Annotated in this window: 16 protein-coding genes; 8 read left to right on the forward strand and 8 right to left on the reverse strand. The window is 56.1% G+C overall.

The window, feature by feature from the left end:
- Nucleotides 1-18 precede the first annotated feature (18 nt).
- From trxB to HMPREF3130_RS00290, 3 genes are all read left to right on the forward strand, one after another.
- Nucleotides 19-957 carry a thioredoxin-disulfide reductase gene (gene trxB, locus HMPREF3130_RS00280; protein WP_005511625.1) on the forward strand — a complete coding sequence of 313 codons (939 nt, stop codon included), beginning with the start codon at nt 19-21 and terminating at the stop codon, nt 955-957.
- Between the two features lie 393 nt (nt 958-1350).
- Entirely contained in the window at nt 1351-1671 is a 321-nt protein-coding gene (trxA, locus tag HMPREF3130_RS00285; protein ID WP_016421730.1) for a thioredoxin, read from the forward strand.
- Between the two features lie 410 nt (nt 1672-2081).
- Complete coding sequence (locus HMPREF3130_RS00290; RefSeq protein WP_048733139.1) at nt 2082-3266, forward strand: N-acetylmuramoyl-L-alanine amidase; 1185 nt, start codon at nt 2082-2084, stop codon at nt 3264-3266.
- Nucleotides 3267-3292: 26 nt separating this feature from the next.
- On the opposite strand, the gene HMPREF3130_RS00295 is transcribed toward HMPREF3130_RS00290, so the two are convergent.
- From HMPREF3130_RS00295 to rpmH, 8 genes are all read right to left on the reverse strand, one after another.
- Nucleotides 3293-4246 (reverse strand): hypothetical protein, encoded by a 954-nt coding sequence (locus HMPREF3130_RS00295; RefSeq protein ID WP_070429068.1) that lies wholly within the window; start codon nt 4244-4246, stop codon nt 3293-3295.
- An 11-nt stretch (nt 4247-4257) separates the two neighbouring features.
- Nucleotides 4258-5535 carry a ParB/RepB/Spo0J family partition protein gene (locus tag HMPREF3130_RS00300; protein ID WP_070429069.1) on the reverse strand — a complete coding sequence of 426 codons (1278 nt, stop codon included), beginning with the start codon at nt 5533-5535 and terminating at the stop codon, nt 4258-4260.
- A gap of 21 nt (nt 5536-5556) precedes the next feature.
- Nucleotides 5557-6513 (reverse strand): ParA family protein, encoded by a 957-nt coding sequence (locus HMPREF3130_RS00305; RefSeq protein WP_016421734.1) that lies wholly within the window; start codon nt 6511-6513, stop codon nt 5557-5559.
- 278 nt (nt 6514-6791) lie between these two features.
- Complete coding sequence (rsmG, locus tag HMPREF3130_RS00310) at nt 6792-7427, reverse strand: 16S rRNA (guanine(527)-N(7))-methyltransferase RsmG (protein ID WP_049193120.1); 636 nt, start codon at nt 7425-7427, stop codon at nt 6792-6794.
- A gap of 320 nt (nt 7428-7747) precedes the next feature.
- On the reverse strand, nt 7748-8896 hold the full coding sequence (gene yidC / locus HMPREF3130_RS00315; RefSeq protein ID WP_070429070.1) for a membrane protein insertase YidC: 1149 nt from the start codon (nt 8894-8896) through the stop codon (nt 7748-7750).
- A gap of 87 nt (nt 8897-8983) precedes the next feature.
- On the reverse strand, nt 8984-9316 hold the full coding sequence (yidD, locus tag HMPREF3130_RS10990; protein WP_083229182.1) for a membrane protein insertion efficiency factor YidD: 333 nt from the start codon (nt 9314-9316) through the stop codon (nt 8984-8986).
- The gene (rnpA, locus tag HMPREF3130_RS00320) at nt 9276-9656 is read right to left on the reverse strand and encodes a ribonuclease P protein component (RefSeq protein WP_048731381.1); all 381 of its coding nucleotides are present in this window, start codon (nt 9654-9656) and stop codon (nt 9276-9278) included. Before rnpA ends, yidD begins: the two co-directional genes overlap by 41 nt.
- A 20-nt stretch (nt 9657-9676) precedes the next feature.
- Entirely contained in the window at nt 9677-9814 is a 138-nt protein-coding gene (rpmH, locus tag HMPREF3130_RS00325) for a 50S ribosomal protein L34 (RefSeq protein ID WP_005511646.1), read from the reverse strand.
- A 694-nt stretch (nt 9815-10508) separates the two neighbouring features.
- On the opposite strand from rpmH, the gene dnaA reads away from it, so the two are divergent.
- The 5 genes from dnaA to gyrB all read left to right on the forward strand — a co-directional run bounded on the left by dnaA (nt 10509) and on the right by gyrB (nt 18156).
- The gene (gene dnaA, locus HMPREF3130_RS00330) at nt 10509-12257 is read left to right on the forward strand and encodes a chromosomal replication initiator protein DnaA (protein WP_048731378.1); all 1749 of its coding nucleotides are present in this window, start codon (nt 10509-10511) and stop codon (nt 12255-12257) included.
- Between the two features lie 502 nt (nt 12258-12759).
- On the forward strand, nt 12760-13950 hold the full coding sequence (dnaN, locus tag HMPREF3130_RS00335) for a DNA polymerase III subunit beta (RefSeq protein ID WP_048731377.1): 1191 nt from the start codon (nt 12760-12762) through the stop codon (nt 13948-13950).
- 9 nt (nt 13951-13959) lie between these two features.
- On the forward strand, nt 13960-15159 hold the full coding sequence (recF, locus tag HMPREF3130_RS00340; protein ID WP_048731375.1) for a DNA replication/repair protein RecF: 1200 nt from the start codon (nt 13960-13962) through the stop codon (nt 15157-15159).
- A 5-nt stretch (nt 15160-15164) separates the two neighbouring features.
- The gene (locus HMPREF3130_RS00345; RefSeq protein ID WP_049170117.1) at nt 15165-15827 is read left to right on the forward strand and encodes a DciA family protein; all 663 of its coding nucleotides are present in this window, start codon (nt 15165-15167) and stop codon (nt 15825-15827) included.
- Nucleotides 15828-16116: 289 nt separating this feature from the next.
- On the forward strand, nt 16117-18156 hold the full coding sequence (gyrB, locus tag HMPREF3130_RS00350; protein WP_016421743.1) for a DNA topoisomerase (ATP-hydrolyzing) subunit B: 2040 nt from the start codon (nt 16117-16119) through the stop codon (nt 18154-18156).
- Nucleotides 18157-18193: the final 37 nt, after the last annotated feature.

Genomic DNA, 18193 nt, shown 5'->3' on the forward strand with positions numbered 1-18193 from the left:
AAAATTATAGGAGTCTTCATGAGCGATATCGTTCACGACCTGATCATCGTCGGTTCCGGTCCCGCCGGTTACACGGCTGCCACCTACGCAGCCCGTGCCGACCTGAAGCCTGTGGTGTTCGAGGGCATCGAGTTTGGCGGCCTGCTTATGACGACTACCGATGTGGAGAACTACCCAGGTTTCTCCGAGGGCATCATGGGCCCAGAGCTGATGGATCAGATGCGCGCACAGGCAGAGCGCTTCGGCGCTGACCTGCGCATGGAGATTGTCGATCGCATGGATCTCACCGGCGATATCAAGTCTGTCTGGGTTGGCGAAGAAGAGCACAAGGCTCACGCTGTCATCCTGGCAACCGGTGCCGCTCCGCGTTATGTGGGTGCTCCGGGTGAGCAGGCGCTGCTTGGTCATGGTGTCAGCGCTTGTGCCACCTGTGATGGTTTCTTCTTCCGCGACCACGATATCGCCGTCATCGGCGGCGGTGACTCCGCAATGGAAGAGGCAACTTTCCTTACCAAGTTCGCCCGCTCGGTGACGATTGTCCATCGCCGCGATGAGTTCCGTGCGTCGAAGATCATGGTCGAGCGCGCGCAGAACAATGACAAGATTCGCTTTGCGACGAACAAGGTTGTGTCCCAGGTTCTTGGTGAGGACAAGGGTTCGGTTACCGGTCTCGAGCTGGAAGACACCGTCACTGGTGAGAAGTCCGTCCTGGATGTGACTGCCATGTTCGTAGCAATTGGCCACGAGCCACGTTCGCAGATGGTTCGCAATCAGCTGGATTGCGATGAGAATGGCTACATTCAGGTAGCCGCTCCGAGCACCCAGACCTCTCTCAAGGGCGTCTTTGCGGCGGGCGATGTTGTTGACTCGCATTACCAGCAGGCAATTACCGCCGCTGGTTCTGGCTGCAAGGCTGCGCTGGATGCTGAGCACTACTTGGAAACTGTTGCTCGGTAGCTGACAGCAGGGCAGTCGCACTAGCTGGATAAACACCTAATAGTTGGGGTATCGCAATTGTTGGATAAGCCCTACGATTGCAGATATCCAACTATGGGGAATATCCGATAGCCGGTAAGCCCAATTGTTGTTAGCTGTAGCTCAATCAGGGCGCAGCAGGACGTGTTATAGCCCGGTACGCCCCGTACTCATCGAGCACTTGCAGCGTTCTCAAGAACACCATTAATTAACAATTTAGTACTTCACTCGCACCACCGGAAGCCCTAATTTTTGACGCCTTGAGCGCCAAATCCGTACGCGAGGCTGAAGAAGCTAGGTTGAAAAATTAGAATCAAGACCACAAAACAAAACCACTAAGAACTCAAACGAGCTCATTCTAAGGAGAAGAATTTCATGGCTCCGGTAACCGTCACCGCCAACACCTTTAAGTCCGATGTCCTCGAATCCGATAAGCCGGTGCTTGTTGATTTCTGGGCAGAGTGGTGTGGCCCGTGTAAGAAGATTGCTCCCGTTTTGGACGAGGTTGCGACCGAGCTCGATGGCAAGGCCGTCATCGCCAAGGTCAACGTTGATGAGGAGCGTGCACTGGCTGGCATGTTCCAGATCATGTCCATCCCAAGCCTGCTCCTATTCAAGGACGGCAAGAAGGTCGAAGAGATTCGCGGAGTCCGCCCGAAGGGCGAAATCACGTCGCTCATCGAAAAGCACCTTTAAAAGAACTTGGGGTTGCTCCTTATCCGATACGAGGTTACGACTGCCCACCCGCCACTTCGCTATTGCCACCTTCGTTGGACACACCCCATTATGATGTGACTGAAGTTGTGGTTGTGATTTAGAGTTAGTCCTGGGGTTCTGCCGTCGGGCTAGCCGACGCGCCCTCGTAACAATCAATTCGCGCCTGCGACCTGGTAATCTTGCTGGAAATGGCGGTTTACGTCTTCCTTAATACCGTGAAGGAACCAGGTTGCCGCCAACTTGAGAGGTATTGCTGACCATATCCTCTGAGAGTGCGCGAGATTTCTTAACTGAAGTTTCGTTTAGCTCACTGGCCAGTAATACTGATTAAGTGTTGTGAGGACCCACAACGGCCTAAACATAATTGTGGAGTTCGGAAGGGAGTTTTCGTGCCAGAGTTTCTGAAGGTGGGCGATAGGTCACCTCGTGTAGCCGAGGTACGTTCTACCCTGGCTCGTCTTGGGCTTCTGCCCAATTGGGAGGGCTCAGCCGCGGAGGAGAACTCGCCTCAGTGGTCTGGTGACGATGACCTCTTTGATGAGGATATGCGCAACGCTCTCCTGGCGTTCCAACAGTCCCGCGGTGTCTATGCCGACGGGATCATCCGCGACAGCACCCTGCGCCTACTGCGAGAAGCCTCGTACACTCTGGGCACCCGCGTACTGTCCTACGATCCACTGTCACAAATGACCGGTGAGGACGTAGGCGTTCTCCAAGCTACCTTGCAGGAACTCGGCTTCCACGATGCCCGAGTAGACGGCCACTTTGGCCCGAAGACCGATGCCTCTGTACGTGAATACCAGCTCAATTACGGGCTGGAGCCCGACGGTATCTGTGGTCCCGTTACTCTCCGGGCGCTCAGCTACTTGGGCAGGAGGGTTACTGGTGGCTCTGTAAACGCCTTCCACGAGAAGGAAATACTGCGCACGATGGGGCCGAAGCTCTCTGGAAAGCGCATTGTCATTGATCCAGGTCTTGGGGCAGGGGAGCCCGGCATTGTGGTCGACGGCCCTTACGGTCAGATTTCTGAAGAAGAGATTCTTTGGGATTTGGCCTCTCGCATCGAGGGTCGCCTTGTCGCGGCAGGTGCAGAGACTATTCTGTCTCGTCCTCGTACCGACAATCCGTCCATCGAGGATCGCGCTGAGATGGCCAACGCATTTGGCGCTGACGTCTTCATCTCCCTGCAGGCCGACCACTATCACAACAACCGCGCCAGCGGTATTGCGACTTTTTACTTTGGCTCGATGAAGGGCTCCAACTCCATTCTGGGCGAACAGCTCTCTGGCCTTATCCAGCGAGAGATTGTTGCCCGTACGAGCCTGGTAGACTGCCGCTCGCACGCCCGTACCTGGGATCTCCTCCGTCTGACCAGGATGCCCACGGTGGAAGTCGCCGTTGGTTACCTGACCAACGAGGATGACGTCGCAATTCTTTCTTCCCCAGATCAGCGTGACGTAATTGCCGAATCTATCGTTGTCGCTGTAAAGCGTCTGTACCTGGGCGATGAAGAGCAGCAGCCAATGACCGGCGCTTACAGCTTTGCGCAGCTGATTGAAGAGGAAAAAGCCTAAACACGGCTGATCAATCAAACCCGGCGCTAAAGACTGAACAGCTTTGAGCGCATAAAGGGTTCTTTCGCACTTAGATCCAACGCATGGCCGATTTCTTCGTCCCAATCCAATTCCGCATCCAACTCGATACGGAGTTTCGGATGAATCGGATGTGGAGTGACCACCCGAAACCCGGAGTCAAGAAGGGTTCGCGTACGAATCAAATCACCGGCGTTATGGTTAATCGCCGCCAACGAATCTGAAATACACGGCTTAGGATTTAGCTTTTCTTCAAGTTGCGCTTCGAAATCAGCGATTAGGTTCTCCGTACCGTCGTCAGGCGTTGGCGATGACGGCGTGGGTCCCGACATAGAATCCGCTGTGCCACTGCAACCAAACGCCTCTACCGCTGAAATCCCGCGCAGCGCGAGCTTGTGCAGAGCGGTCACAATGAGAACGCGGAGCATGTCATCATCGACCTCTAAAGCGTTGTAATGGAGACTCGTCAGCGCAATCGCATCCGGCGATATTGGCCCGGAAGGCATGGAAAATGTCGTCGGGCAGAAGCGCGGGGGCGCAAAGAGGAGCGTGCCGACGGTCTCAGGCTTCCCATCGATAAGTGATGCCGGTGGCTTTCGCCGTAGCGAATATCCGCACGGCCCCCAGGAAAGGTAGACGGTATTGAGCCATGCTTCCTTCTCCAAGCGCACCTGGGCGGCTAAATCAGAGCTTAGGACGCTATTTAAGGGGCTCTCACTAGCTCCGGTAGGCCGAGTAGGGGGTTGGCTGTCCGAATGCTTTAAATCGCCGTTGAGAGCTTCATCCTCTTTTGCCCTGCGAGGGTCCAATTTAGGTTCGCGCGGCTCAGACGAGAAGTGGGGTAGGGCAGTTGCAGTACGGATATGCTCCATGCCCTGTTCCCAAAACAGGCTTAACATCGTCTCCGGATAGATTCCATCGATGTCGGCCAGCGAGATTTTCTCGATGAATACTTCAGTCACAGTAGCCGGGTTTACTCTTCGTCGAGATGCATCAGTGACATGATGCGATCAAAGTCCTCGAGGTTGCCGAATTCGATGACAATTTTGCCCTTACGCTTGCCCATCTGGGCAGTCACCTTCGTATCAAAAGAATTGGACAGGCGATCAGCCCAATTGTGGAGTACCTCCGGCTGCGGAGTGGGCTCGCGGTGCTGCTTCTTTGGTCGCTCGCCTGCATTGAGTAATGTCACTGCTTCTTCGGTCGCACGGACGGATAGTCCTTCAGCAACAATTCGCTCGGCGAGGCGCTGCTGTTCCTCCTTACCTGCCTTGACCCCAAGCAAGGCACGTGCGTGGCCAGCCGACAGAACACCGACCGCTACTCGTCGCTGTACCTCCACCGGCAACTGCAAGAGTCGAATCATGTTGGTAATAACGGGCCGCGAGCGACCGATACGATCCGCGAGCTCTGCCTGAGTAACACCAAACTCATCGAGCAGCTGTTGGTACGCAGCGGCCTCTTCGAGTGGGTTCAACTGAACGCGATGGATGTTCTCTAGTAGGGCATCGCGAAGCAGGTCCTGGTTTGGAGTATCGCGAACGATGGCGGGAATCGTGTCAATTCCAGCTCGCTGAGAAGCACGCCAGCGACGTTCACCCATGATGATTTCAAACTCGGGTTGCGGCGCGTTCGGATCTTCCTTGCGCGCTGCCTCGAGTGCGGCCGCACGACTATCCTCAGAGATTGGTCGTACGATAATCGGCTGCAATAGACCGAACTCACGAATAGAGTGAGCGAGCTCATTTAGGGGCTCCTCATCGAAGACCTCTCGTGGCTGCTTCGGGTTCGGCGTGATCAGCTTCAAGTTGATCTCGCGATAGGTCGCGCCAAACTCGTTTGCGGCCGAAGCGTCAACATCGGTAGCCTCGGCGCTGCCATGGTCCGCTGCTCCCGACGTCGTCGAGGGCAATGTTTCACGTGAAACATCACTAGACTTACCAATAACCTTATCGTCACTGTGACGTTTCTGCGCCTCATTGGTATGAGGTTTGCTCTGGCCGGATTTTGCAGATTTTCCGGCGTTTTTGCCTTCAGTCAACGAGGTGCCGGATCCCGTCGCGGCTGCCCCCAGTACGTCGGCAACTCCGCTACTTCCAGGCTGCTTCGTCCCCTGGGTACGGCGGGGACCGAAGATAATATCCGCGGCACTCTCACCTACCGAGGGGTTAGCCGCCGGAGCAGTTGGGATCAGCGCGGCGATACCGCGACCGAGCCCTCCCTTGCGGTTCTCCTTTTTTTGATTCGACATCGGTAACTACTCCTAGTGGCTTTAATTTGTCTCAGTGGAATTGGACGGGGTAGGGGAGGAAGCTGGTTTTTGCCCAATCGCACTTCCACCCGGAACTGCGGAATAGTCGCCACGCGTTGCCAATTCCTTCGCGGCGTCAAGATAAGCAACTGCGCCCCGAGACCCTGGATCGTAGGAAATTACGGTCTGCGAATATCCCGGCGCCTCCGATACCTTCACGGATCGAGGGATGAGATTACGTAGCACAACCTCACCGAAGTAGTTACGAACCTCATTGGCAACTTCTTCCGAAAGCTTGGTGCGGCCATCGAACATAGTGAGCAGCACAGCAGAAATATGTAGCTCCGGATTGAGATGCTGACGAATCATCTGCACGTTATTCATCAGCTGAGTCACACCCTCCAAGGCGTAAAACTCACACTGAATCGGAATCAAAACCTCGTTGGCGGCAGTCATCGAATTCAGAGTCAACAGACCGAGCGAAGGAGGGCAGTCAATAATGAGAAAGTCAAAGCCGTTGTCAATCAGGTACTGATCTGACACTGCATCGAGAAGTCGGCGCTCACGGTTCAGGAGCGAGACCAGCTCAATCTCGGAGCCCGCCAAGTCCAACGTCGCTGGCACACAAAAGAGATTCTCAGATTCAGGGGAACGCTGGATGACATCGTCAATCTGTAGTTCGCCAATTAGAAGCTCATACGTCGACGGGGTCCCGGAAACATGCTCAATCCCCAGGGCCGTAGAAGCATTTCCCTGCGGGTCATTATCGATGACTAGCACCTTGAGACCATGCCGCGCGAGCGCCGACGCGATGTTGACTGCCGAAGTGGTCTTGCCCACGCCACCCTTCTGGTTGGCGATAGTAATACGGCGCGGGCGTTCGGGGCGTGGAAGCGATAAACGGTTCGGGGCCTTAACTTGCGCTGCCCGTTGAGCTGCCGCAGCGATGGGTGTGTCTTGCCAGGACTTCCGGCTCATTAACTATTCCCCTTACAAGCACAGCAATCACCAATCATGGCCACTGGAGTGCGAATAAAAACTTAGTAACTATCTGCAAAAGCGTAATCATCAAGCCCCAACAACCGTTAGACGCCGACGATTGTGGAATGTTTCACGTGAAACATCCACCTTGGTCGCTAGGACTTTGCCATACCGCGATACTTATCCCACTCTAGCCCGACGGCACTACGCGCCTCAATGCCGAAACCAGAACACAAACGAATCCGCAGTGGAGTTGGGGGAGCGGGGCTTACAGCCTACTTCTTCTGAATAATCACGGCGTACGTCGAAGTTCCCAACACGGAACCGCCGACCTCTACGACGCGGGGATTAATTCCCTTCGCCTTAGCAATAAGCTTTGCATCCCGATCGATTTCCTCTTGGGCAGTTCCACCCTTCAGTGCAACCATCGCGCCTCCGGATTTAACTAAAGGAAGCGACCATCCCGCCAACTTCCCAAGAGGGGCAACAGCGCGGGAGGTGACGACATCCACTTGGCCAATCTCAGCGCGAACCACTTTCTCCTCAGCACGCCCGCGAACTACCGTTACATTGTCCAGCTCAAGATCTTCCACAACTTCGTTCAAAAAGGTTGTACGGCGCAGCAATGGTTCCACAAGAACCACCTTCAAATCCGGTCGCGCAAGAGCAAGCGGAATGCCGGGCAAGCCAGCCCCCGAACCAATATCCGCAACTACAAGCCCTTTGCCTATCGCTTCTCCAACTACCGCAGAATTGATAATGTGCCGATCCCACAGCTTTGGAGTTTCACGTGGTCCAATCAAACCTCGGACTGTCGCCTCCTCGGCCAACCATGAGTGGTAGCGGTATGCCCGATCGGCATTGTCTCCAAACACGGTATCTATCACCGAACGCAGATCTGCATCGACCAAACCTGCGGAGGCTTCTTGCTTATCGACGTCTTTCGCGGAGTTACTCAACAGTTCCTCTAACCTTTCCAATGGGGCAGCTGTGCCGTCACTCGTCGAGCTTTTCAACACCCCTAGTGTACGACAGTGCAACAGCGATGTTTCACGTGAAACATTGATCAAAGTTGGATGCCAAACTCCAGGCCCCGGAGAAAATTACATGCCTGTAATAACAGTGACGTTGTTTGCTCGATAGAGCACCAAGGCAAGCAAAAACGCCCCGCATCAACTGCGGGGCGTTTCGATTATTTAACTTATGTAGACGAAGGGCGATTCCACTTCAGCTATTTCTTTTTCCGCTTCCGGTTCTTCCGATTTGCGGGTTTCTGTCCTGGCGCTGGCTTCGAGGCTGGGCCCTGCTGTCCCTTCCCCGAATTACCATCCGGAAGATGGCTAGAAGCCTTTTTCGCTGCAGAGGCCTGACCGGACTGCGCCTGCTGCGCATTCTGCGCTGCCTGACGCTTGCCACCCTTCTTCGGATTGATTGGCTTCTGGCCAACCTTCGGAGCGAGCTTCTCCTGTGCCTCGCGCTTGGCAGCCTTCTTAGCTGCGACAGCTTCCTTCTCTTCCTCATCCAGCTTGCCGAAGATGTAGCGCTGCTGGAAGTAGGTCCAGACGTTGTTAGTCACCATGTAGACAAGAAGACCGATGTGCCAGAAAGCACCGGTAACAAGAATCATGATCGGGAAGAACCAAAGCATCATCTTGTTCATCATGTCCATCTGCTGCCCCATAACGCCTTCCTGGCGCTTCACCAGACCGGCTTCCTGGCGGGCACGCGTGCGGTCAACAGACATGCGAGCGTTGAAGTGCGTTGCCAGTGCCGCGATAACGATCAGCGGAATGGCAACGATCATGATGTCCATGCGGGTGAAGTCCGCAGGCGTACCAGGCACGGTAAAGGCTGCGTATTGATCCTCACCCATACCAACCGAACTGGACAGTGGAGCATTGAGCACACGAGCCAGCAGGAAAGACCGCACCTCATCTACACCGAAGATGTAGTTAGGCGTATTCCAGTTCTGCTCCACCGACATGCCGAGCGCATTGCCCGACGTACCCGTTCGGTTAAACGAACGCAGCACGTGGAAAAGACCAATGAACACAGGCATCTGAACCAGAATCGGCAGACAGCCGCCGAGCGGGTTGACACCCATTTCCTTCTGCAGCTGGCGCATAGCAAGAGCCTGCGCCTGCTGATCGTTCTTGTACTTCTCCTTGATCGCCTGCATCTCAGGAGCGAGTTGCTGCATCTTGATGGCAGAACGCTGCTGGTTCAGCATCGGCTTAAACAGGAGGATACGGATGGTGACCACAAGCAAAACAATGGCCAGCACCCATGAGATACCCGAGGAGGGATCGAATAGGAAACCTGAGGCCTTATGCCAGAACCACAGGATGGCCGAAATCGGCCAATACACGAAATTGAGCACGGTCTAAGATCACTCCGTTCTTTAGGGGGACAGCGCACTCGCGCCTTCGTCTACAAAGCCCGGTCAAAGGCTAAGCATTACTAGAGGTTACCTGTGCATTCGCTTCAACCACGAACCCAGGCCGGGGAATGTGACAGGAACTGGATCCCAGCCGCCCGGATGCCAGGGTGCGCAACGGAAGATACGCAGGAGAGTCAGCCACAGGCCACGAATAGCTCCAAAGCGGCGCACGGCCTCAAGACCATATGCGGAGCAGGTCGGTTCAAAACGACATGTGCTCGTTGGCTTCAGATTAGAGATACGACGGCGGTAGAAGAGAATCGCCCTCTCAGCCACACGTGCAGCGGGGGCCTGGGCGAGGGGGCCGTCGTCAAGCGAATTAGCGCCGACGTTCGTATGTGGCGAGTGCCGATTGCACATCGTGGGACAGCTCCTGGCTGGTGGCTGTGGCAGATGCAGGCAGCGCGCGAACGACAATGTCCATGGTGGACGGAAGATTCTGCGCGGCCGCGGCCATAACATGGCGAAGCTTGCGGGATACAGCGTGACGAGTCACAGCGTTGCCCACAGCTTTAGATACGACAAGACCGACACGCGGACCACCAAACCTGGCAATCTGCGTATCGGTCTTATCTTCACCGCCAGAAGCGGCGGTGTCACGAATATGCAAGACCAAGGTCTTGCGTCCGATTCGGCGTCCACGTCGTACGGTGACCGTGAAGTCACGCGAAGAACGCAGCTTATTGCTCTGAGGGAGCACCGAAATCGGTGTCCTCTTGCTTAAGCGGACAGGCGGGCACGGCCCTTGCTGCGGCGTGCTGCCACAACGGCGCGACCGGAACGGGTACGCATACGGGTACGGAAGCCGTGCACGCGTGCACGACGGCGGTTATTCGGCTGGAACGTCCGCTTCGACACGGTTGACACTCCTTGAAACTCAAACGACCACGAGTCCACGCTGAACACACCGCAGTAAACTCCTCGCTTCGAGTGCGAGGCAGCGATGCGTCTGACGCATTCCCGTGATGCACGGAAAAATTACTTACCGACAGATTGAAAGCTACATGCGTTCTGTCGGGTCCAAGCACAAGCTCGGACTCATATCTCAATGGATATGAAACACCCAGATAGGTTACGTCGAATCGAGCGAGAAATTCAAATCAACACGCCGGATTTACCTGGAGAATCATTTTCCAAGTTTTCCGACGGTACCGATGTTGACCTGTGGAAATACTGACCTATGCACTGCAATCCACAGGGCGTTTATCCCATCAGCTGTGGATAACTTCCACACCATGAATCACAGCGAGCAGGGGAAATAACGTGTTTACCTAGGTAAACGCAGACTAGGGGGCTATTTTTCATTGTGGGCAAACTGTGGATAAACTGTTAGTCAATTAGCGACAAGGTTTATCCACAGGTGTGGACAAACATGTGGAAGTCCTGCTCGGGGCGTATAGCACCTTGTGTAGAAACACCCCACAGGGCGAATTACAATAAATAGCCCCCAAATGGGCAGATATGGCGCTCTCGCCATGCCAAAAACACTCCACAAAAACAGGTCGCCTCGATAAATTTGATGAACGTAAACATGTAAAAGGACATTCACACAGTGAGCGAACAACCAGAATTGCCAGGTGGACTCTGGGAGCAGGTCGTTTCTATCCTGACTTCACCAGAAGGTGCGCCGGAGTTGGGCATTGCACCACTACGCCCGCCACACAAGGCACTGCTGCGGTCAGTGACGCACACTGGTGACTTTCCAGGTTTTTTCCTGCTCAGCACTCAATCGCCAGTGGTGCAGGCACTGGTAAAAGAAGAGCTCAAGGGCATTATCGAGGCCGTCTTAGCCTCGCTGACCGGCGAGGAGTTGGAAACGGTCATCACCGTTGCCGATCCTGCTGACGACGCTGAAGATAGCCAGGCAGCAGAGACCACTCAACCATCTGCACAGCACTCGGGGCAGATGCCATCTGCAGCTTCGCGTCCGCAGCAGGCTCAGCGTCAACAGCCAAACCAGCAGCACCAGCAGCAATCTGGCCGCAACTACCCGTTCCCCAGTGCAGATACGAACGACTTCAATCTCCACGAGCAGCACCAGGGATCGACGCAGACGCCACAGGTGTCGCAGACGCACCAGCCGAATGTCCATAATCAGCAGAGTGCCCAGTCACAACGCCGATCGATGGACGCCGTAGATTCGATGGCCCAGGGGCTTTCGCACTCATCTGCCGAGAATCCGATGACTATTGCTGATCAGCGCCAGGTCACAAGTCCTTTCCGTTCCGAGAGCCACGGCACTCCAACCGAGATGAGCATGCCTTTCGAGGAGCCCACCCTCAACCCGAACTACACCTTCGAGACCTTCGTTATTGGTCCGCAGAACAAATTCGCCGCCGCAGCCGCCGTCGCTGTTGCAGAGTCTCCGGGGCGCACCTACAACCCGCTGTTTATCTCCGGCGGTTCGGGTCTTGGCAAGACGCACCTGCTCCACGGCATTGGTCACTACGCCAAGCATTTGTACCCTAACCTGCGGGTTCGTTACGTTTCCTCGGAAGAGTTCACCAACGACTTCATTAATTCCGTGCGTGACGACGCCCAGGAATCCTTCAAGCGTCGCTACCGCGATTTGGACATGCTCATCATCGATGACATCCAGTTCTTGGAGGGCAAGGAAGGTACACAGGAAGAGTTCTTCCATACGTTCAATGCCCTGCACCAGTCCAATCACCAAATTGTGCTGTCGTCGGACCGCCCACCACGCGAGCTTAAGACCCTGGAGGATCGCCTTCGTACCCGCTTCCAGTGGGGGCTCAATCCGGATCTGCAATACCCGGACTTGGAGACGCGAATCGCAATTCTGTCGAAGAAGGCACAGCTGTCTGATTTGGTCGTTCCGCATGATGTACTCCAGTACATCGCGGAGAACACCTCGTCTTCTATTCGTGAGCTCGAGGGGCGTCTCCTGCAGATTAGTGCTCACGCATCCATGATTCATGAGCCTGTGACCTTGAAGTTTGCGCAGGAGATCCTCGGTGCCGACGAAATCGAGGTGCAGATTACCCCGGAGATCATCATCTCCACCACGGCTGAGTACTTCGACTTAACGGTTGCGGATTTGGTGGGCCCGGGTAAGACTCGCCCGGTCGCTCATGCACGCCAGATTGCTATGTACCTGACGAGGTCCTTCACCGAGCTTTCGTTGCCGTCGATTGGCCGAGAGTTCGGAAATCGTGACCATTCGACGGTTTTGCACGCTGAACGCAAGATTGTTAAGGAAATTCAGGAGAAAAAGCCCTCAAAGGACCAGGTCAACGACCTGACTACACGCATTCGTGACCGAGCTCGCGGCACGGCTTAAAATCCTTGGGTTCGGCGTGCGGAATTCTTGTTATTAACTGCGGTTTTTCCGTGCACAGAGCTGTGGACAACTCCTAAATTTTGTGGATGAAAGATGAAGCCCGAACACTATCCACAGACACCCCAAGTTATCCACAGTTAGACGCACTGGTTATCCACAGCGCGAAATCAGTGAAGACCAGCGGGAATCATGTAATTTCACAATGTGCACACCCCCTATTACTACTCCCGACTTTAAAAATCTCTAGAAACTTCTAGATAAAAGGGGGCCTGCGCACAACCTCTGGCAAGCAACCTCTCGCGCACAACTTCATAAATGCCAAGAACGAGTAAGAACTACGATCAAGCACTAGACGGACTACAAGAATCCCAGTGAGGTCTTTGGCAGTCTGCAGTAGAGTTGTACGATGGAATCTTTGTAACTCCAGTCATGTGCGCTGACATAGCGTGCTGACAACACAAAAGACGGCTAATAACAGACATCCAATACCGGTGGAGGAACGATGGAGCAGACCGAAGTCCGTATTCGCGCGGCTAAGGACGATCTCGCGGGTGCGGTGAGCTGGGTTGCTCGTAACCTGCCTGCACGCCCGACTCAGCCGATTCTGCGTGGCATGATTTTTCTCGCGGATGACAATGGTCTGCAGCTCGCTGGCTATGACTACGAGGTCTCGACTCAGATTCGTATTAGTGCAGAGGTCGATGAGCCCGGTCGCTTCGCCGTCAATGGCAAGTTGGTTTCTGACATTGTCTCTAAGTTGCCGAATAAGCAGGTAGAGATGCACTTTGATGGCACGAAGGTCATCGTTCGCTGTGGTTCTTCCCGCTTCGAGCTACCAAGCCTGACCTTGGAGGATTACCCTCAGCTACCAGAAGCTCCGGCTGCTACCGGTACTGTCGATGCTGCTCTGCTGGCTGAGGCTATTGGTCAGGTCGCTATCGCTGCCGGCAAGGATGAGTCGCTGCCGATGCTGACCGGCATCCGGATGGAAACCGAAGGTAACGAGGTCACTCTCGCTGCCACCGACCGTTTCCGCCTGGCGGTTCGCAGTTTCGAGTGGGAGCAGATCCCTGAGGGGGAGACCAAGCTGCTCATCCCGGCAAAGACATTCGCGGAGACTGCCCGCACTCTCGATACCACTTCCAGCGAGCCAGTGACCTTGGCATTCGGCGACGGATCCGATGATCGTGAGGTCGGCTCTGAAGGTCTGCTGGCTATCCTCGCCGATCCTCGTCGCACTACCACGCGACTGCTGGACGCCGAGTTCCCGAAGTTCCGCCCGCTGCTGCCGAAGCAGCATTCCTCCATGGCTGTTGCTCGTGTTGACCAGCTGCAGGATGCCATCCGTCGTGTGTCTCTGATGGCGGATCACGGTGCGCAGATTCGCATGGACTTCTCCGACGGCCAGGTTGTCCTTTCTGCTCATGGCGACGAAGTTGGTCACGCAGAAGAGACTGTGGCCTGCAACTTCTATGGGGAACCACTTCTGATCGCCTTCAACCCGCAGTACCTGCTCGAGGGGCTCAGCGCTGTTCGCTCCCACCGCGTTCTGCTGGGCTTTACGCAGCCGTCGCGTCCCGCGATTCTCATTCCAGAGCCGGAAGCTATCCCGGAGCTCGGTGAGGACGGCTTCTACCCAACGCCGGAGACCGACTTCACTTACCTGCTGATGCCTGTACGCCTGCCGGGCTAGTCTGCGGCTATGCACATTCGGTATTTGTCCTTGCGGGACTTCCGCTCCTGGCCGGAGTTGGAAGTCGAGTTCACGCCTGGAATTACCGTATTTACCGGGCAAAATGGCTACGGCAAGACCAATATCGTCGAGGCCGTTGGGTATCTCTCCACGCTCGGTTCGCATCGAGTGTCTACGGATGCTCCGCTGGTTCGTTCGGGGACCCCGTCGGCACGCATTTCGGCGACGGCGGTCAATGATGGCCGCGAGCTGACGGCGCATCTGCTCATCAATCCGCATCGCGCGAATCAGGCGCAGATTAATCGCACGCGGCTGAAGTCTCCGCGGGAGCTGCTGGGGATCGTTAAGTCGGTCTTTTTCTCGCCCGAGGATCTCACGCTGGTCAAGGGCGAGCCCGCTTCCCGTCGCCGATACATCGATGATTTGCTCGCTTTACGACGGCCATTGTCCGCCGGTATCCGCATTCAATATGACAAGATTTTGCGTCAGAAGAATGCGCTGCTGAAGTCGGCGGGCTCGACGCTGCGCCGTGGCTATTCTTCCTCGGAGGGGCAGGCCGCCCTGAGCACGCTGGATACCTGGGATGCGCAATTGGCGCAGGTGGGAGCGGCGTTAATGGCTGCGCGCATGGATTTGATCGCCGAGCTTTCCGAGCATGTCAGCGAGGCCTATGCCACGCTTGCCCCGCACTCGCGCCCAGCCACGATTGCCTATGCGCCGAAGGTCGACAGTCTGGATGGCGGGCCATTGCCCAGCGAACCGGAGCTGCTCGAGGCACTGCTGCTGACGAAGATGGCGGAGCGCCGCACCGCGGAGATTGAGCGCGGTTCCTGTCTCGTTGGTCCGCATCGCGATGATCTCAACCTCATTCTCGGCAATGACCCCGCCAAGGGCTTCGCTAGCCACGGCGAGACCTGGTCTTTTGCACTCGCGCTGCGTCTCGGCGCGTACTTTTTGCTCCGTGCCGATGGGCCCGACCCGATCTTGGTGCTTGACGACGTGTTTGCGGAGCTCGACCGGCATCGTCGGGAAGCTCTCATGGAAATCGCGCAGCAGGCTGAGCAGGTGTTGATCACCTCGGCGGTGGGGGAGGAGTTGCCTCAGGCACTGGTCGAGGATTCTTCTGTCACTCATCACACGGTGACGGTGGCGCAGACTGAGCAGGGGCGAATCTCACTGCTGGATGAAAACCCAGTCGCGGAAGAGTGACGGGTATGGTCGAGAACATGGAGCCGGATAACTCACCGGAAGAAGAAAAGGACCTGATCAGCGACGCTTTCTTCCGCATGCGCGATGCCGCTAAGGAGGGCGGTCACAAGTTACCGAATCTCCAGCGGCCACCGAAGAAGAAGGGCTCGTGGTCTGGCCTCGATAGCCGTGTGCCTGTGAAGGCCGCGGAGGGGATTGTTGCGGACGTCGATAAGCAGCGGGCAGCGCAAGCAGTGGTGCGAGATCGTGCCGGTACGGTGATTTCGCCGAGCTTATTGAAGGAGGCGGGGATTCGGCTGTACCGGAAATATGACCGTCGACCTGCGCCGATTGGTGCGGTGCTGAATAAGGCAGTAGTCGATCGCGGCTGGCAGATCCACATTGCCCACGGTGTGATCATGACGGAGTGGGATTCGATGGTCGGCAAGGTCGTCGCGGAACATTCCCAGGTGAAGGAGTTCAAGGACGGCACTTTGGTGGTCGAGTGCCAATCGACAGCATGGGCAACACAGCTGCGGCTAGCACAGCGACAGGTTTTGAAGTCGATCGCGGAACGCGTCGGCGATGGGGTGGTTGAGGAAATTAAGGTGCTGGGGCCGAAAGCGCCGAATTGGCGCAAGGGCAAATTGCACATCGAGGGCCGAGGACCGCGTGATACTTATGGGTAAAGGTCGGTAAACGGTCTACGAATAGGCGTCGGTATGCGTAAAACTGCGAAATTTGGTCCTTTGAGCGCATCGGCTATATCCACAGTAGGGGACTACGTTGGGGTAAGATGGGCAGGAGAATACCGGCAGGCGGTTCTTGAGACGTTCTCGGCATCCAAACTAGCCAGACCTATCTAGTAGTCCTATGTAGTTCTGGCTGGCGCCGATAGCGCTTGACCGCCGGCCTATTTTTCGCGCGCTGACGAATGTTGTGCGGGGAGAGAACCAAGAATAGGAGACGCGCCGAACCGTGGCTGCTACCGAACATCAATATGACGCCTCATCGATTACCATCCTCGAGGGCCTCGAGGCCGTGCGTAAGCGGCCGGGTATGTACATTGGCTCGACTGGTGAGCGTGGCTTGCACCACCTGGTGTGGGAGGTTGTAGACAACTCCGTCGACGAGGCGATGGCGGGTTACGCCACCGATGTTGAGGTCACTCTGCTGGAAGACGGCGGCGTTCAGGTCCGCGATAACGGCCGTGGTATTCCTGTCGAAATGCACCCGTCGGGCATGCCGACGGTGCAGGTGGTTATGACTCAACTGCACGCCGGCGGCAAGTTTGACTCCGAGTCCTACGCTGTTTCCGGTGGTCTGCACGGTGTGGGTATTTCGGTGGTTAACGCGCTGTCGACGCGTATGGAAACCGAGGTCATCCGTGATGGCTACACCTGGTACCAGAACTTCGACCAGGCCGTCCCGGAAGAAATTATCCGAGGTAAGAAGACTCGTGGTTCGGGCACCACACAGCGTTTCTGGCCGGACCCGGAGATTTTTGAGACCACCGATTTCAAGTTCGACACCATTTCTCGCCGCTTGCGTGAGATGGCGTTTTTGAACAAGGGCCTGACCATCACGTTGGTGGACAAGCGTGTCTCCGAGGAGGAGCTCGAGGCTGAGGCTCTGGCGGAGCAGGCGGAGACCGAATCCGCTGAAATCGCCAAGGATGCGGTTGAGGAGCAGAAGGAGAAGGCAGAGAAGACCACCAAGCCGAAGGAGCGCCGTAAGGTCTTCCACTACCCGAATGGTCTGCGGGATTATGTCGAGACTCTGAACAAGTCGAAGAACATCATCCACCCGACCATCATTTCCTTCGATGCTGCAGGTGACGGCCACGAGGTCGAGATTGCCATGCAGTGGAACTCGGGTTACTCCGAGTCGGTGCACACCTTCGCCAACACCATTAACACCATTGAGGGTGGCACGCACGAAGAGGGCTTCCGTTCTGCGTTGACATCGCTGATGAACCGCTATGCGCGTGAGCACCGCCTGTTGAAGGAGAAGGAAAACAACCTCTCCGGTGAGGATTGCCGTGAAGGTCTCGCTGCCGTGATTTCGGTGAAGGTCGCCGATCCGCAGTTTGAGGGCCAGACGAAGACGAAGCTCGGTAACACCGAGGTGCGTTCCTTCGTCCAGCGCATGACTAATGAGCACATCGGTCACTGGCTGGAGGCCAATCCGGCTGAGGCCAAGGCCATTGTTAACAAGGCCATTGCTTCGGCACATGCCCGTCAGGCGGCTCGTAAGGCCCGTGACCTGGTGCGTCGTAAGTCCGCGACCGATCTTGGCGGTCTTCCGGGTAAGTTGGCGGACTGCCGTTCGAAGGATCCGAAGCAGTCCGAGCTGTTCATCGTGGAGGGTGACTCCGCAGGTGGTTCTGCAAAGGCAGGCCGAAACTCGCTGTTCCAGGCCATTTTGCCGCTACGCGGTAAGATCTTGAACGTCGAGAAGGCGCGCCTGGATAAGACGCTGAAGAATAACGAGGTCCAGGCCATTATTACGGCGCTGGGCACCGGTATTCACGACGAATTCGACATCGAGAAGCTGCGCTACCACAAGATTGTGCTGATGGCCGACGCCGACGTCGATGGTCAGCACATTGCCACGCTGCTACTGACGCTGCTGTTCCGTCTGATGCGTCCGCTGATTGATGAAGGGCACGTCTACCTCGCCCAGCCGCCGCTGTACAAGCTCAAGTGGGCCAAGGGTGAGCCGGGCTACGCCTACTCCGATGCTGAGCGCGATCAGCTGCTGGAAGAGGGGCTGGCTGCCAACCGCAAGATCAACAAGGACGATGGTGTTCAGCGTTACAAGGGTCTCGGTGAGATGAACGCCGCTGAGCTGTGGGATACCACCATGGATCCGGATCACCGCGTGCTGCGTAAGGTCGCCCTCGAGGACGCGCAGAAGGCGGACGAACTGTTCACCATTCTGATGGGCGATGACGTCGCTTCACGACGTTCGTTCATTACCCGTAATGCGAAGGACGTTCGCTTCCTCGACGTCTAAGCCGATACCAAGTCTGGTTATCGGCTTGTCGGTTCCC

This window comes from Corynebacterium sp. HMSC14B06 (assembly GCF_001807075.1).
GTDB classification, from domain to species: Bacteria; Actinomycetota; Actinomycetes; order Mycobacteriales; family Mycobacteriaceae; genus Corynebacterium; species Corynebacterium jeikeium_D.